Raw genomic sequence first — 13,820 nt, forward strand, 5'->3', positions numbered from 1 at the left:
AGCAAGGGCGGCAATAAGGTTTCGCTCCTGGAGGAGGACCGATGGCCAGCAACAAAGCACCGCATGAAACCGCAACGACAAAAATCTTCCATTGCCGGCTGATTCCGCCGCGGCCGGATTTCACCTTCACCATGACGAAGGAGGAGAGGGAGCTGATGGGCCGGCATGCCGACTATCTGCGCGGCAAGCTGCGCGAGGGCGTGATGATCATGGCCGGCCCGGTCGCCGATCCGGCCGGCCCTTGGGGCCTGCTGATCCTGCGTGTCGGCAGCGAGGCCGAGGCAAAGGCGGTGACCGATGGCGATCCAGTGGCAAAGTCAGGCCGCGGCTTTCGCTATGAGATCCTGCCGATGATCAGCACGATCATGTAGGCGGCCGGCATGGCCACGGGGCCGGCTCCGGCCACGACCTCCTGGCATCCATCAGATACAAGAACGCCCCTCGCACCGGTTATTGTGCGGGAGGCGTCCTTTTGTCAGCATTCCTGAGATTGCTCTCCAAAATTGCTGACACCGTTAAAATGCGCTGGCGCTGAATTGGTTCCGGGCTCGGTGCTTTTTTTGACGCGCGGTCTTTCAGCCGGTTCGTCAGTTGAGGCCGCTGCCTCGAGCAACCCAGAATTGAATTCTGTTCGCTGGAAAACCAGAAATTGACTCGGCGCCAAAAGCAGTCTAAAAGAAACATGTCGATATTTGTTTGACCGACTTTTGTTATCCGCGCACGCAAGCGTGCCTTTGACGAACTTCCCCATCAAAAATCGAGACAAAAATCGTTGTGCGTTCGCACCGCGATTAACGAATATTTGCCATGGAAAGGGTTCGTTTATGAGCACCGGCACAGTTAAATGGTTCAACGCCACCAAGGGTTTTGGTTTTATTCAGCCTGACGACGGCTCGGCCGACGTTTTCGTTCACATCTCGGCCGTAGAGCGCGCCGGCATGCGCGACATCGTCGAGGGCCAGAAGCTCGGCTACGAGATGGTTCGCGACAACAAGTCGGGCAAGATGTCCGCCGACCAGTTGAAGGCGGCCTGAAGAAAGAATTCAGCCGTCCCGGTGACCACGGATGTACTGGCACTGGTGAATGGCGAATTCGAGCGCATGGCCGCGGAGACGTGAGTTTCCACGGCCTATGACGCGCACGGGGAGTTTGCCTTGTGCATCCAATTGGATGCGCGGTGCTCCTATGGAAGGTCAGGCGGTGCCTGGCCTTTTTCATTTTACGCTTGTTGCCGCCGAAAATGCGCTGCGCGTCGGGCTGAACGTGCTAAGGAACGCCTTAGCAATTTGAATCCGCTGCCGTATTGCCCCAATGCAGTGTTGCTTTGTGCGTGGTCCTGACCGAAGACCCGGTCTCGCCCTATCGGCACCAGGCTCCTGACAGGAGAAAGATTTTGACCGCCAATCCGAAGACCGCCGCCGATCCGGCGGTGTCGCTTTTCAGCAAGACGCAAACCCAGTCGATGTCGCTCGGCCGCATCCTATCCGAGCGCGATGCCGTCAGCGAGGCGCGGGAAGCCAAGACCGCCCGCTTGCGCGAACTGCGCCTGGAAAAGGAGGCGGACGAGATGGCGGCGGCCGCAGCGCTCGCGGCGCTGCCGAAACGAGCCGGAAAACGCTGATGGCCACCAAGCGCGTACCGCCAACGCCGATCGCGGCCGATGCGACCATCGCCGACATGGTCGAAACCTTGGACAAGCCGGTCGAATATGTCCGGCGCGTGCTGGAAAAACTCGAACGCTGCAGGCGCGCCCATGGCGATGCCCAGGTGCGTGTCGGCGTGCGCGGCCGCGCCGAAGCCCCGAACTACCTGATCGAATATGTCCGCGAGGATAAAAAGACCCTGGAGCGGGTGACCTACCAGGACGCCGCCTACAGCGGCAGCACGCATCGAGAGCTGGCGCCGCATCACATCGCGGAAGCCAGGAACTGGTCGCCCGAGGAAATGAACATCACGGCGGTTTCGGCACTGATCGGCCGCTTGCGCAATCCGCGCGCACCATCATCGCGCTTCGCCGACGAGGACTGACATGGCCATCAAATTCTCCGCCAAGGACCAGCCGGCTGCGCCGGCTCCCGCTGCAAAGCCTGCGAAGCCGGTTGCCGCGAAGGCCGGCGAACCTGCCGAAGCCGCGACCGATCTGTTCAAGTCGCCGGTCGAAGCGCCAGCGCGCAAGACAGGCAAGAAGAAATAGCGCCTTGCCGCAGGACGCCGATCGCAATCCTGCCGCGCCAGGGCTGCTCGCCCTGGCCGCTGCCGCAAACCTTTCGTCGTCGCAACACGGGACCGCTCCGCTCTTCGACTGCCAGAGCTGTGGTGCGTGCTGTTCCTATTCGGCCGAATGGCCACGCTTCTCCACCGAGGATGACGCGCAACTCGACCGCATCCCAGAAAAATATGTAGCGGCCGACCTGTCCGGCATGCGCTGCGAGGGCGTGCGCTGTTCGGCCCTGTCCGGCGAAGTCGGCAAGTCGACGGCATGCGGCGTCTACGAATTGCGCCCGGATGTCTGCCGCGCCTGTATGCCTGGCGACGAGGAGTGCCTGATGGCCCGTCGGGCGGTCAGATTGCCGGTGTAGCTGCCAATCTATCCTATGCGGGAGTACGCCGATCAGCCCGCTTGTGCGCCGACCCGCAGCCCGATACTTTCCCGGCCGGGCAGGCCGCTGGAGGAAATCATCGTGAGTATCGAATTTCTGTTGACGTCGCTGATCGTCGTGGCCTCGCCCGGCACCGGCGTTCTCTACACGCTGAGCGCCGGACTTTCGCGCGGTGCGCGGGCTTCTATCATTGCCGCCTTCGGCTGCACGCTCGGCATCATCCCGCATATGGCAGCCGCCATCACCGGTCTTGCGGCGCTGTTGCACACCAGCGCCGTCGCCTTCGAGACGCTGAAATATCTCGGCGTCGCCTATCTGCTTTACATGGCCTGGAACACGCTGAAGGAGAAAGGTGGCCTCAGCGTCGAGGACAATGTCGCGCCGCGCTCGGCCGGCAAGGTGATCGCCACCGGCATCCTCGTCAACGTACTCAATCCGAAACTGTCGATCTTCTTCTTCGCCTTCCTGCCGCAATTCGTCAGCACCACCGAGCCCAATGCACTGTCGAAGATGCTGGAACTCAGCTCCGTCTTCATGCTTTTGACCTTCGTGGTTTTCGTCGGCTACGGCATTTTCGCCGCTTCGATCCGCAGCCATGTCGCCTCGCGGCCGATGCTGCTGACCTGGATGCGCAGGACGTTTGCGGGCGCCTTCGTCATGCTCGGCGCCAAGCTGGCATTGGCTGATCGGTAGCGACGATCGGCCGACTATCCCTTCACATAGCCCATCGCCTCGACGATGCGGCCGTCCTGGACGCGCATCAGATTGACGCCGCGGACGGAGGTGTGGTCGGCCATCCAGTAGCGCCAGCGTATCGTCGCCCGGTCGCCGGCGACAAAGGTCTCCTCGAGGTCGAAGCGCGTGCCCGGCTGGGTGGCGATCGCCGACCACAATTCGATGCAAGCCGCCTTGCCGGCGCGGCGCGCGCCGTCCGGCGCCGGCGTGGTGTTCTCGATCACGCAGTCTTCAGCAACCAGATCGGCAAGCGCCGACGGGTCGTGGTGCTGGAAGACGTCGTTGAAGCGTCGCATTATCTGTGCCGTCTCGCCGGAGCGCGCGACAGCGGTGCTGTCGATGATCAGTTCCATGGGACTTGCTCCTTCCGTTTCAGTCGTCGAGGTGTCAGGTCAGCGCTGCCTTGAGCGTGATGCTGGCGACGCCGGCCAGCGCCCGCGAGACCAGGCAGGCCGCCTTGGCCTTTTGCGCCAGCCGCTCGAAATCCTCGGCGGCAATGCCTGCGACGCTGGCTTCCGTGTCCAGTTCGATGCGGGTGATTGTCGGCCCGGCTGCGGTCGCGCCGAGATGCGCCTTCGCGATGGTGCGGATGCTGTCGGGCGTGTGGCCTTCGCTGCCGAGGATGGCGCTCAGCGCCATCGAGAAGCAGCCGGCATGGGCAGCCGCGATGAGTTCTTCCGGGTTGGTGCCGGGACCGTTCTCGAAGCGGGACGGGAACGAGTAGGCGCCTTCGAAGACACCGCTGCCCAGCCTGAGCCGGCCGGACCCTTCCTTGAGTGTGCCGCGCCAGTCGGCCGATGCATCGCGAACAGTCATTGCTTGCTCTCCTCTGGTTGATGGAATGCGGGATCACGCGCCGTCGATGACGACCTTGCCGAAGACATCGCCCTGCATGAAATGCCGATAGGCCTCGCGCGCTTCGGCGAACGGAAAGATCTTGTCGAGGATCGGCTTCAGCTGGTGCTTGCCGACTGCGGCCAGCATCGCCTCCAGCCCACTGCGGTTGCCGACGAACACGCGGCCAATGGTGGCGAGGCTGCGCTGATATATAGCACCCGGGATCTCGATCGAATTGCCCTTGGCATCCTGAACGGTCAGCACAACGATGCGGCCATAAAGGGAGCTTGCGATCAGCGATTGCGCGAAGGTCGTCGGACCGCCTGTCTCCACCACCAGATCGATGCCGCCGGTCGCCTCTCGCAGCTTCATGCCCCATTCCGGCGTCTCGGTGGCCGCGATGACGATATCGGCGCCAAGTGCGCGCAGCCGGTCAGTCTTTTCGGCGCGCGAGGTGACGGCGGCGACACGGCAGCCAAGCATCTTGGCGAACTGCAGCGCGAACAGCGCCACGCCGCCTGAGCCGATGGTCAAAACCCATTGTCCGGGCTGCGGAATCTCCGCTCCTGTCAATGCGCTCCAGGCAGTCAGCCCGGCGCAGGTGAAGGTCGCGGCTTCCTGCCAGGAGAGATGCTCAGGCAACCGTACCGCCCATTGCTCGTCGAGCAGCGCAGCATGCCGTCCAGCGTGCAGCCCAGCTGGTCGATGATTTCGGGATGAAGCCGGCCGTCGATCCAGCGCGCGAAATAGCTGCCGGTGACACGGTCGCCGACCGCAAAGCGCGTGACACCGTCGCCGATCGCCACCACTTCCCCGGCGCCGTCGCTCAATGGAACAATGCCCGCGCGGGGTGGCAGCGGGTATGTGCCCTTGAGGATCATCGCGTCGCGGCGGTTAAGCGACACGGCGTGCACCCGCACCAGGATTTGATGCGCGCCGGGCTCGGGGATTGCCTCTTCGCGCGTTGCCAGCTTCTCGATCCCGCCAAAACCCTCAAGTCGGTAGCGCTGCATTGTTGCCTCCAACGTATGTAGACCGATCTACATATTATGTAGACCGGTTGTCATATTCGGAGCAAGGCCTATAATGCGTGTTCCTGACAGAGGCTGACATGGCGACAGACACACGCACCCGCATGATCGAAGCGACGGCGCTGCTTTTGCGGCGGCGCGGCTATCACGGCACATCACTGAACGACATTTTGAGCGCCAGCGGCGCGCCGCGCGGCTCGCTCTACTTCCATTTTCCAGGCGGCAAGGACCAGCTGGTCATCGAGGTGACACGCGACAGCGTGGCCGGCGTGACGGAACGTCTTGGCGCGGCGCTGGCGGCGGAACACGATCCGGCGGTCGCCGTGCATCACATTTACCAGTCGGTGGGCCGCATGCTGGAGGAGAACGAGTTCTCCCTCGGCTGCCCGATCGCGCCGGTAGTGCTCGACGCGCCGAACGACGTGCCGGACCTGGTCGAGATCTGCCGCGCGGCGTTCGAGCAGTGGATAGGCCTGCTGCGCGAGGCCTTCATGCGGGCAGGGGTGCCCGAACGCCGTGCCCACGCTCTGGCGCTGCTGGTGGAATCGTCGCTGGAAGGGCTGATGGTGATCGCCCGCGCCACCCGCGACCGCGCCCCGCTACAGGCGGTGGCCGATGAGGTCGCGGCGCTGATCGAAGCCGCGGTGCTTGCCGGCGAGGTGCGGCGACGCGCAGACGCCGCTGTCTGAAGTCAGGCCCCCTGGTTCGGAAAGCATGCGCTGGCGCTGAGGTTCGGGCCATTCGCCAGCGACGATCAGGACGGGCATCACCAGTGCCGAGATAATCAGCACGTTACCGTCGCGGTTCCGCAAAAATCGCCGGATAAATTGCATCGATCGGTACCCGATACGCCACACGCTGGAGCAACCTCGCCTTGCTCCAGCCCTTTAGTAATCGCGAATGTGTTAGAAAATATTGTCCGACAAATCGCGCGGCGTCGCCAGGATGCAGCCGAAGTTGCTGATTTTGCTATGAAATTTCTCAAGAAAGAGGCGGCTGCACGATCTAGCGCCGCAGAACCCGATGGTCGCCATTGCCTTCTGTCTCACACCTTCATCGCATCGATGACAGCGCGCAGCCCGGCCGACATGTTCCGCCGGCTCGGATAATAGAGGTAGAGCCAATCTTCAGGGGGACACCATTCGTCCAGGCAGCGGATCAGCTTGCCGTCAAGGATATCGCCTTCGGCTCGGTTCTCCCCAGACATAGGCCAGCGCTACACCTGATAGCGCGACCCGCACCATCAGCTCATGGTCGTCGAGTGCGATCGGACCACTCGGATGAAAGGCGATGGTCTCACCCTTCAACTCGAATTCCCAGGGGTAGTGCGTGCCGTTTGGGTACATGTTCTGCACGCAGACATGATCGCCGAGATGGCGCGGCGTAAGCGGGATCTTTCGGTTGCGGAAATAGTCTGGCGAGCCGATCACCGCGAAGCGCAGTCGCGGCTTGACCTTCACGGCGATCATCCCTTCCCGAAGACTCTCGCCCAGCCGGATGCCTGCGTCGAAGCCCTCTTCGACAATGTCGACCAGCCTGTCGGTCGCCGCGATCTCGATCTCGAGATTGGGATTGTTTGTGATGAGTGGTCCGATGATGCCACCGAGCACGAAAGGTGCGATCGAGTTCGGCACGTTGATGCGCACTTTGCCGAACGGCGTGTCGCGGAACTGATTGAGGGCATCGAGTGCCGCGCCGATATCGCCGAAGGCCGGTGCCAGCCGCGCTTGCAGCATCGCCCCCGCATCGGTCAGCGACACGCTGCGCGTGGTGCGATTGAGCAGTCGGATGCCGACGCGCTCCTCGAGATTGCTGACTGAATGGCTGATCGCCGAAGCCGTGACGCCGCGCTCCTCCGCCGCCCGACGAAAACTGCGGTGGCGGGCCACTGCATCGAAGGCGGCAAGTTCAGAGAGGTCGGTCGTTCGCATTGATGATTTTCACTCAGGAGTATCGATAGAATTGTCACTCTAATGCGCGCAATTGAATTGCGCCATCTTCTCCTCATCGCCGCAGGCAACCACTCCGCGGCTCACGATCAAAAGGAGAGACTGAGATGACTGACTTCCCGATGCCCGCCAAAAACACCGCTTCGGTCTTTGCCAACATGCGCGGTCATCACGTGGCGCTGCGCGTCCCCAACTACGAGATCGCCAAGAGCTGGTATGTCGACAAGCTCGATTTCCGTGTCGTTCGCGAATGGTCATTCGCCGACGAGCAGCTCGCCTATCTGGCGCCGGCCAATGACGATCATTTCATGATCGAATTGCTGGGCGGCGGTGATCCGCTGCCGATCGATGCGCCGGCCTACAAGGATCTCGCCGACAGCCTGCGCTATTCCGGCTATCATCATTTCTGCATCAACGTGGCCGACATCGAAGCGACGGTCGCCGAACTCCGCAAGCGCGGCGTCACCATCGTCACCGAGCCGTTCAAGCTCGACGACATCAGCCGCAAGCTGGCTTTCTTCGCCGACCCGTTCGGCAATCTGATCGAACTCGCCGAGGTCGTTTGAGGGCGACATGCCCACCAGAAACAAAAAGGGCGGCATCGCTGCCGCCCTTTCGTATGCAAAAGCCGGGTAGGCTGGATTAGAAGTCCATGCCGCCCATGCCGCCCATGCCGCCGCCGCCCATGCCGCCAGGCATGCCGCCGCCAGCCGACTCCTTCTTCGGAGCCTCCGCGATCATGGCTTCGGTGGTGACGAGCAGGCCGGCGACCGAGGCCGCGTCCTGGAGAGCCGTGCGGACAACCTTGACCGGGTCGACGATACCCATGGCGATCATGTCGCCATATTCGCCGGTCTGGGCGTTGTAGCCGAAGGTCGCGCCCTTGTTCTCAAGGATCTTGCCGGCAACGATCGAAGCTTCCGCACCGGCGTTCGAGGCGATCTGGCGGGCCGGAGCCTGCAGCGCACGACGCACGATGTTGATGCCAGCAGCCTGGTCGGCATTGGCGCCGGTGGCCTTGATGTTGGCCGAAGCGCGCAGCAGGGCCACGCCACCGCCAGCAACGATGCCTTCTTCCACGGCCGCGCGGGTCGCGTTGAGGGCGTCATCGACGCGGTCCTTCTTTTCCTTGACTTCGACTTCCGTCGCACCGCCGACGCGGATCACCGCAACGCCGCCGGCGAGCTTCGCCAGACGTTCCTGCAGCTTCTCCTTGTCGTAGTCCGAGGTGGTCTCTTCGATCTGCTGCTTGATCTGGGCAACGCGGCCCTGGATCTCGGCCTTCTTGCCGGCGCCGTCGACGATGGTGGTGTTCTCCTTGGAGATCGACACCTTCTTGGCGCGGCCGAGCATGTTGAGGCCGACGTTCTCGAGCTTGATGCCGAGGTCTTCCGAGATGACCTGGCCACCGGTGAGGATGGCGATGTCTTCCAGCATGGCCTTGCGGCGATCACCGAAGCCCGGAGCCTTGACGGCGGCGATCTTCAGGCCACCACGCAGCTTGTTGACGACCAGCGTGGCCAGGGCCTCGCCTTCGACGTCTTCCGAGATGATCAGCAGCGGCTTGGAGGTCTGCACGACAGCCTCGAGAACCGGCAGCATCGCCTGCAGGTTGGAGAGCTTCTTCTCGTGGAGCAGGATGTAGGCGTCCTCGAGATCGGCAACCATCTTGTCGGCGTTGGTGACGAAGTAGGGCGAGAGGTAGCCGCGGTCGAACTGCATGCCTTCGACGACTTCGAGTTCGGTCTCGGCGGTCTTGGCTTCCTCAACCGTGATGACGCCTTCGTTGCCGACCTTCTGCATCGCTTCCGCGATCATCTTGCCGACCGACTCGTCGCCATTGGCCGAGATCGTGCCGACCTGGGCAACTTCCTCGGAGGTCTTGATCTTCTTGGCAGCCTTGCCGAGCGCCGTGACGACTTCGCTGACGGCGAGGTCGATACCGCGCTTCAGGTCCATTGGGTTCATGCCGGCGGCAACCGCCTTGTGGCCTTCCTGGACGATCGACTGCGCCAGAACGGTCGCGGTCGTGGTGCCGTCGCCGGCGATGTCGTTGGTCTTCGAAGCAACTTCACGGACCATCTGCGCGCCCATGTTCTCGAACTTGTCTTCAAGCTCGATTTCCTTGGCGACGGTGACGCCGTCCTTGGTGATGCGCGGGGCGCCGAACGACTTGTCGATGACGACGTTGCGGCCCTTGGGGCCGAGGGTCACCTTCACCGCGTCGGCGAGGATGTTGACGCCGCGCAGCATGCGCTCGCGGGCATCACGGGAGAATTTTACGTCTTTAGCAGCCATTTTTAAGCTCCTGGCAGGGGCTTGGGGTAAGCCCGGAATTCAGTTGACGGTGAGGCCGATGATCAGCCGATGATGCCCATAATGTCGGATTCCTTCATGATCAGAAGGTCTTCGCCATTGAGCTTGACTTCGGTGCCCGACCACTTGCCGAACAGGATGCGGTCGCCAGCCTTGACGTCCAGGGGGACCAGCTTGCCGCTTTCGTCGCGGGCGCCGGAGCCGACGGCGATGATCTCGCCTTCCTGAGGCTTTTCCTTCGCCGTATCCGGGATGATGATCCCGCCGGCGGTCTTGGATTCGGATTCGACCCGGCGAACGACCACGCGGTCATGAAGCGGGCGGAACTTCGACTTTGCCATTTTTTCTTCCTCGAATGAGAACGGTGAGAAACAGTTCCTCCGTCCGGTGAAACCGGACAACCTACAACGCCCGGCGGCGCCGGAGCTGTGGTTAGCACTCACCGAGGGCGAGTGCTAACGTGGCGCTGAAATAGGCCGCCGACCTGCGAGAGTCAAGGCGCGCGGGAAGGGGTGATCGCGGGAAATTTTTCTCGTGCAGCCGTGCGATCGCGCAAAATAAGGGTTGCCGCTCGAACGCAGCCCGAATGCTGCCCTGTCAATCGGAAGTCAATGTCGCAGAGGCAGGCCGATCTCACGAGTTTCAAGTTCAAGCATTAGGCGATCCAAGCACCAGCAGGGGGCACCGTTCCGCCAGGGGGATAAGAGCCGCTCGGTACGACGCGTACATCGCGGAACCAGGTGCTCGCCTCGTCGATCAGCATGGCCAGCGTTGCGAAGCTGTAGCTTATGTCTGAGCCGGCATAAACGTCGACCGTGTTGATCGACGTCATGCTCCATCCTGTCCGTGCGGCAAGGCCTTCGCGGTCGGGGAACAGGCTGTCGAATGTGTCGCGGATCGTCCGCACCTTGATTGTGAAATCGCCGTCGTCCGTCGTGCAGGCCATCGCGATGCGCCATTTGAGCGCGTGAAAATTCTCGACGCCGCCGGCCAGGACCGAAGCTTCGATGCTGTGCAGGTCATCCGCCGTTTCCGGCCGTGCAAAAACGCGGATCGCCGCATGCCTGCCGGGCTTCAGCACCCTTGCGATTTCGCTGAACAGCAAATTGCGTGCGGCCTTGGAATCGACCGCCGAGAGGCATCCGTCGCCGATGATCGCGTCGAAACTTGCCCGCTCCAGGGGGAGGCTGAGCCAGTTTCCCGCCATCGCCCTGCGCGAAGCGTTGTCGCCGGCCCAAACCCCGGAAATCATGGTTGCCGATTGATCGATCGCCAGCATCGATCTGCCCAGGACTGCCAGTTCGGGCGTCACACCGAGCAGAAGGACATCGGCATTTCCGAGATCAAGTTCGCGATCGAATATGCCGACGGTTTTCGCGGTCGGCCGCAGCGGAGCGTCCAGAAGCTTCCAGTGCCGATGATAGTTATCCCAATGATTTGTCATTCAAACCCGTTGCAGACCAGGAAAGTCTGGCATCGATCGATCAGAGCCGCTTAATAGAAGCGGGCATTGAAGCCAAGGGGAAAGCCGTGTCGCGCATAGTCGTCATAACGCATGAGCATGACCGGTTCCTGGGCAAGCGCAACCTTCTGTTGCGCAGGGGCAGCCCCTATCTGCTTTTCGATGTTCTGGAGGACCTGAAAAGGCGTGGCCATTCGGTCCGGATTCAACAGGGTCCGGCAAAGACACAAGATGCCGATATCGCGGTTCTGCATGTCGATGCGACAGTGACGCCTGCTGACCATGTCGACTATGCCAGGCGTTTTCCGATCTGCCTCAATATCGGGGCGTCCGACATCTCCAAACGACGGATCAGCGGGGCTCTGCTATCGGAAGGCGACGCCTGGCAAGGCCCGGTCATCGTCAAAAGCAACCTCAACAATCTGGGCATTCCGGAGACACTCCTCAACCGGCGATCGAAGCGCGCCGGCAGACCGCCGCCTTTTCCGCATCTGCCTACCCTGCGGCCCTATCAGGTCTATGGATCTCTTGGCGAGGTTCCGGATGGCGTCTTCGAGAATGGTGATCTGGTCGTCGAAAAATTCATTCCGGAAAGAGAACCCGACGGTTTTGCCGCGCGTTTCTGGGTGTTTTGCGGAGAGCGCGAGCGTTGCACTCGCTACGTCTCGCCAAACAGCCTGGTCAAGGCATCGGAAACGATCCGGCGTGAGCCCGTCCCGGTTCCCGACGAAATGCGCCAGCGGCGGCGTGAACTCGGCTTCGACTATGGGAAATTCGATTTCGTCATGCATGAGGGCAGGGCCATCCTGCTCGATGCCAACAAGACTCCCGGCCGTCCCCAGAACCTGGTGAAAATGTTCGCGGCCGGCGCTGCCGAGCTGGCCGACGGCTTCGAAGGTCTTATCCGCCGGGCGAGATAGGTCACAACGGACCGACCGCCATCGTGCCGCTCTAAAGAAACAGCCGCAACTGGGTGTGGATGATCGACCGGTAATCCTCGATGGTCCGGCGGCTTTCCGCCTCGCCCTCCGCAAGCGCCAGGCGCACCACCCCACCGGCGAGCTGGAAGATCAACAGAACCATGCGTTCGAACTGCTCGTGCTTGCCCGGGTCGAGCAAGGCGATGACATGGTCGCAGAACATCTTGGCCTGATGCCGGGTTTCGGCGATGTCGAGATTCTTGAGCGCCTTGTCGGCCTGGATGGCGTTCTGCAGATCCTGGATGGCCGGATCGCCTGCAACACGGCTGAGGTAGTCGTCAAGCAGCCGGTCGGCCGCAACGATGACGTCCTTGGCTTCGCGGACATCGGCGATGATCGCAGTCAATCGCGCGCGGCTGACCTCCGAGAACCGCTCGTAGAGCATTGCCAGGATCGCCGATTTGTTGGGGAAGTAGTGGTAGACGGTGGCGATCGGCCCGCCTGCCAACATGCCAACCTCCTTCATGGTGACGGCATCGATGCCCTTCTCGCCGATCAGCCGCATGGTCGTCGACAGGATGGCGTCGATGCGCTCACGGCTGCGCTCCTGCTTGGGCTTGCGCCTCGGTTCGGTCGCTGTTCGCCTTGCTTCCGTCATGCACCGGTCTTTCGCACGAACTGCCAAATTCTGGTTGACAAAAAATATGATCAAGTATCAGTTTCTGAAATGCTGACAGAGTGTCAGTTTTTTTGCCGTGCGGCAAGGACGTTGGGAGGCGCCTTTGACTTCGACAAGCACCGGTCATGTGGGCGACGGCGACTGGCTGGTCGGCAATCCGACCGGTGGACAGCTTGCCTCGGCCCTGTGGATCGGCTCGGTCGGCCTGCTCATTCTGGGTCTCCAGCCCGTCCTGCTCGGCGCTCTCTACACCGAGGGCCATGTCAGCGGCGATGAGCTGGCGCTGGTCGCCACCGCCGAGATGATCGCCATCGCGCTCGGTTCAGCTGTTGTGGCGATGCTGCTGTCAGCCCGCAACATGCGCTGGAAAAGTGCAATCCTCCTCGTCCTGCTGGCGCTGGCGAATGTCTGGACGGCCTATGCCGCCGGCGCCAATACGCTGATGGCGGCGCGCGCTTTGGCCGGGCTTGCCGAAGGCGGCCTGGTTGCGGTGGCCACCGAATTGATCGCCCGATCGCGTCGTGCCGAACGCATCGGCGGTTTTTTCGTCACCATGCAGACCTTGGCGCAATGCGCGCTGGCGCTGCTGCTGGCGCTCTATGTCATCCCGGCCGCCGGATCGGCTGGCGGCTTTCTCATTCTCGCGGTCGTCTGCGTCCTGTCGCTCGTGATCGCTTTCATCGTCCCCGCTGACTACGCCGATCTGCCGAAGGACGAGAACCTGGCCAATGTGCTGACGGTTCCTTCGATGACCGCACTGTTGTGCGTCTTCTGCTACTTCATGTTCTTCGGCTCCGTCTGGGCCTTTCTTGAGCCGCTTGGCGCGCAATTCGGCATCGATGGCCGCACGGTCGGCCTGATCGTCTCGGCCAGCCTCGCGGTGCAGGTTCTGGGCGCGATGACGGCGACCGTGTTCGAGGCGCGTATCGATTATCGCATTGCCATTGTGGTGATCGGTGTGGTGGCGCTTTTGTGTTCGCTGGTTCTCGCCAGTGGACCTGGCCTTACAACATTCTGGGTCGCCGCCCTGATCATGGGTTTCATCCTCCTGTTCATCGTGCCGTACCAGATCCGGCTGGCGATCACCGCCGATGACACGCGCACCGCCGTGCTGCTGGTGCCGGCCGCGCAGCTCTTCGGCCTGGCGATCGGGCCGGTCGCGGCGTCGCTGCTCATCGACGGCAAGGATTTTCGCCCGGTTCCGGAATTCGCCGCAGGTAGTGCCCTGGCCAGCGTGCTGCTGCTCGGTCTGTTCGTCCTCGTCTCGCGGCGCCGCCGCGTGGTTGCCTGA

At 62.2% G+C, this 13,820-nt stretch carries 19 protein-coding genes and 1 pseudogene; 11 read left to right on the forward strand and 9 right to left on the reverse strand.

Features of this window, described 5'->3' with window-relative positions:
- Window positions 1-41 precede the first annotated feature (41 nt).
- The 7 genes from HB778_RS26055 to HB778_RS26085 all read left to right on the forward strand — a co-directional run bounded on the left by HB778_RS26055 (window position 42) and on the right by HB778_RS26085 (window position 3,293).
- Window positions 42-371: a YciI family protein gene (locus tag HB778_RS26055; RefSeq protein ID WP_183458108.1), complete on the forward strand. Its 330-nt coding sequence runs from the start codon at window positions 42-44 to the stop codon at window positions 369-371.
- A 453-nt stretch (window positions 372-824) separates the two neighbouring features.
- Window positions 825-1,034: a cold-shock protein gene (locus HB778_RS26060; RefSeq protein ID WP_010915421.1), complete on the forward strand. Its 210-nt coding sequence runs from the start codon at window positions 825-827 to the stop codon at window positions 1,032-1,034.
- Between the two features lie 359 nt (window positions 1,035-1,393).
- Window positions 1,394-1,621, forward strand: coding sequence for a hypothetical protein (locus HB778_RS26065; protein ID WP_095202558.1), 228 nt, complete (start codon window positions 1,394-1,396; stop codon window positions 1,619-1,621).
- Entirely contained in the window at window positions 1,621-2,028 is a 408-nt protein-coding gene (locus tag HB778_RS26070) for a hypothetical protein (protein ID WP_183458110.1), read from the forward strand. The genes HB778_RS26065 and HB778_RS26070 overlap by 1 nt, the downstream gene beginning before the upstream one ends.
- A gap of 1 nt (window position 2,029) precedes the next feature.
- Window positions 2,030-2,194 (forward strand): hypothetical protein, encoded by a 165-nt coding sequence (locus tag HB778_RS26075; protein ID WP_183458112.1) that lies wholly within the window; start codon window positions 2,030-2,032, stop codon window positions 2,192-2,194.
- Window positions 2,195-2,198: 4 nt separating this feature from the next.
- Complete coding sequence (locus HB778_RS26080) at window positions 2,199-2,579, forward strand: YkgJ family cysteine cluster protein (RefSeq protein WP_183458114.1); 381 nt, start codon at window positions 2,199-2,201, stop codon at window positions 2,577-2,579.
- Window positions 2,580-2,681: 102 nt separating this feature from the next.
- On the forward strand, window positions 2,682-3,293 hold the full coding sequence (locus tag HB778_RS26085; protein WP_183458116.1) for a LysE family translocator: 612 nt from the start codon (window positions 2,682-2,684) through the stop codon (window positions 3,291-3,293).
- A gap of 14 nt (window positions 3,294-3,307) precedes the next feature.
- On the opposite strand, the gene HB778_RS26090 is transcribed toward HB778_RS26085, so the two are convergent.
- From HB778_RS26090 to HB778_RS41700, 4 genes are read right to left on the reverse strand one after another with little or no spacing between them, the layout of a single operon-like run.
- On the reverse strand, window positions 3,308-3,688 hold the full coding sequence (locus HB778_RS26090) for a nuclear transport factor 2 family protein (protein WP_183458118.1): 381 nt from the start codon (window positions 3,686-3,688) through the stop codon (window positions 3,308-3,310).
- Between the two features lie 34 nt (window positions 3,689-3,722).
- Window positions 3,723-4,151, reverse strand: coding sequence for an OsmC family protein (locus HB778_RS26095; protein WP_183458120.1), 429 nt, complete (start codon window positions 4,149-4,151; stop codon window positions 3,723-3,725).
- Window positions 4,152-4,184: 33 nt separating this feature from the next.
- Entirely contained in the window at window positions 4,185-4,814 is a 630-nt protein-coding gene (locus HB778_RS41695; RefSeq protein WP_244661621.1) for a zinc-dependent alcohol dehydrogenase family protein, read from the reverse strand.
- Window positions 4,760-5,185 carry an alcohol dehydrogenase catalytic domain-containing protein gene (locus HB778_RS41700; RefSeq protein WP_244661622.1) on the reverse strand — a complete coding sequence of 142 codons (426 nt, stop codon included), beginning with the start codon at window positions 5,183-5,185 and terminating at the stop codon, window positions 4,760-4,762. Before HB778_RS41700 ends, HB778_RS41695 begins: the two co-directional genes overlap by 55 nt.
- Window positions 5,186-5,283: 98 nt before the next feature.
- On the opposite strand from HB778_RS41700, the gene HB778_RS26105 reads away from it, so the two are divergent.
- The gene (locus HB778_RS26105) at window positions 5,284-5,892 is read left to right on the forward strand and encodes a TetR/AcrR family transcriptional regulator (RefSeq protein ID WP_183458122.1); all 609 of its coding nucleotides are present in this window, start codon (window positions 5,284-5,286) and stop codon (window positions 5,890-5,892) included.
- A gap of 356 nt (window positions 5,893-6,248) precedes the next feature.
- Here the strand turns inward: HB778_RS26105 and HB778_RS26110 are convergent.
- Window positions 6,249-7,134, reverse strand: a pseudogene (locus tag HB778_RS26110) (LysR family transcriptional regulator).
- 125 nt (window positions 7,135-7,259) lie between these two features.
- On the opposite strand from HB778_RS26110, the gene HB778_RS26115 reads away from it, so the two are divergent.
- Entirely contained in the window at window positions 7,260-7,718 is a 459-nt protein-coding gene (locus HB778_RS26115) for a VOC family protein (RefSeq protein WP_183458124.1), read from the forward strand.
- Window positions 7,719-7,794: 76 nt separating this feature from the next.
- Here HB778_RS26115 and groL read toward each other — a convergent pair whose 3' ends face one another.
- From groL to HB778_RS26130, 3 genes are all read right to left on the reverse strand, one after another.
- Window positions 7,795-9,450 carry a chaperonin GroEL gene (gene groL, locus HB778_RS26120; protein WP_096456696.1) on the reverse strand — a complete coding sequence of 552 codons (1,656 nt, stop codon included), beginning with the start codon at window positions 9,448-9,450 and terminating at the stop codon, window positions 7,795-7,797.
- Between the two features lie 62 nt (window positions 9,451-9,512).
- Window positions 9,513-9,809 (reverse strand): co-chaperone GroES, encoded by a 297-nt coding sequence (groES, locus tag HB778_RS26125; protein ID WP_010915433.1) that lies wholly within the window; start codon window positions 9,807-9,809, stop codon window positions 9,513-9,515.
- A gap of 314 nt (window positions 9,810-10,123) precedes the next feature.
- On the reverse strand, window positions 10,124-10,912 hold the full coding sequence (locus HB778_RS26130; RefSeq protein ID WP_244661623.1) for a class I SAM-dependent methyltransferase: 789 nt from the start codon (window positions 10,910-10,912) through the stop codon (window positions 10,124-10,126).
- A gap of 86 nt (window positions 10,913-10,998) precedes the next feature.
- Here HB778_RS26130 and HB778_RS26135 point away from each other — a divergent pair, with 86 nt between their 5' ends.
- Window positions 10,999-11,850, forward strand: coding sequence for a hypothetical protein (locus HB778_RS26135; protein ID WP_183458126.1), 852 nt, complete (start codon window positions 10,999-11,001; stop codon window positions 11,848-11,850).
- A 31-nt stretch (window positions 11,851-11,881) separates the two neighbouring features.
- Here the strand turns inward: HB778_RS26135 and HB778_RS26140 are convergent, their stop codons facing one another.
- Window positions 11,882-12,508, reverse strand: coding sequence for a TetR/AcrR family transcriptional regulator (locus HB778_RS26140; RefSeq protein WP_183458128.1), 627 nt, complete (start codon window positions 12,506-12,508; stop codon window positions 11,882-11,884).
- A 124-nt stretch (window positions 12,509-12,632) separates the two neighbouring features.
- Here HB778_RS26140 and HB778_RS26145 point away from each other — a divergent pair, with 124 nt between their 5' ends.
- Window positions 12,633-13,820, forward strand: coding sequence for an MFS transporter (locus HB778_RS26145; RefSeq protein ID WP_183458130.1), 1,188 nt, complete (start codon window positions 12,633-12,635; stop codon window positions 13,818-13,820).

Source organism: Mesorhizobium huakuii, from assembly GCF_014189455.1.
Classification (GTDB): domain Bacteria; phylum Pseudomonadota; class Alphaproteobacteria; order Rhizobiales; family Rhizobiaceae; genus Mesorhizobium; species Mesorhizobium huakuii_A.

Coding starts and splice junctions, on each gene's coding strand:
- HB778_RS41700 (WP_244661622.1), bottom strand. CDS start 5,185: ATGCAGCGCTACCGACTTGAGGGTTTTGGCGGGATCGAGAAGCTGGCA.
- groL (WP_096456696.1), bottom strand. CDS start 9,450: ATGGCTGCTAAAGACGTAAAATTCTCCCGTGATGCCCGCGAGCGCATG.
- HB778_RS26115 (WP_183458124.1), top strand. CDS start 7,260: ATGACTGACTTCCCGATGCCCGCCAAAAACACCGCTTCGGTCTTTGCC.
- groES (WP_010915433.1), bottom strand. CDS start 9,809: ATGGCAAAGTCGAAGTTCCGCCCGCTTCATGACCGCGTGGTCGTTCGC.
- HB778_RS26070 (WP_183458110.1), top strand. CDS start 1,621: ATGGCCACCAAGCGCGTACCGCCAACGCCGATCGCGGCCGATGCGACC.
- HB778_RS26140 (WP_183458128.1), bottom strand. CDS start 12,508: ATGACGGAAGCAAGGCGAACAGCGACCGAACCGAGGCGCAAGCCCAAG.
- HB778_RS26060 (WP_010915421.1), top strand. CDS start 825: ATGAGCACCGGCACAGTTAAATGGTTCAACGCCACCAAGGGTTTTGGT.
- HB778_RS26055 (WP_183458108.1), top strand. CDS start 42: ATGGCCAGCAACAAAGCACCGCATGAAACCGCAACGACAAAAATCTTC.
- HB778_RS26105 (WP_183458122.1), top strand. CDS start 5,284: ATGGCGACAGACACACGCACCCGCATGATCGAAGCGACGGCGCTGCTT.
- HB778_RS26130 (WP_244661623.1), bottom strand. CDS start 10,912: ATGACAAATCATTGGGATAACTATCATCGGCACTGGAAGCTTCTGGAC.
- HB778_RS26095 (WP_183458120.1), bottom strand. CDS start 4,151: ATGACTGTTCGCGATGCATCGGCCGACTGGCGCGGCACACTCAAGGAA.
- HB778_RS26090 (WP_183458118.1), bottom strand. CDS start 3,688: ATGGAACTGATCATCGACAGCACCGCTGTCGCGCGCTCCGGCGAGACG.
- HB778_RS26075 (WP_183458112.1), top strand. CDS start 2,030: ATGGCCATCAAATTCTCCGCCAAGGACCAGCCGGCTGCGCCGGCTCCC.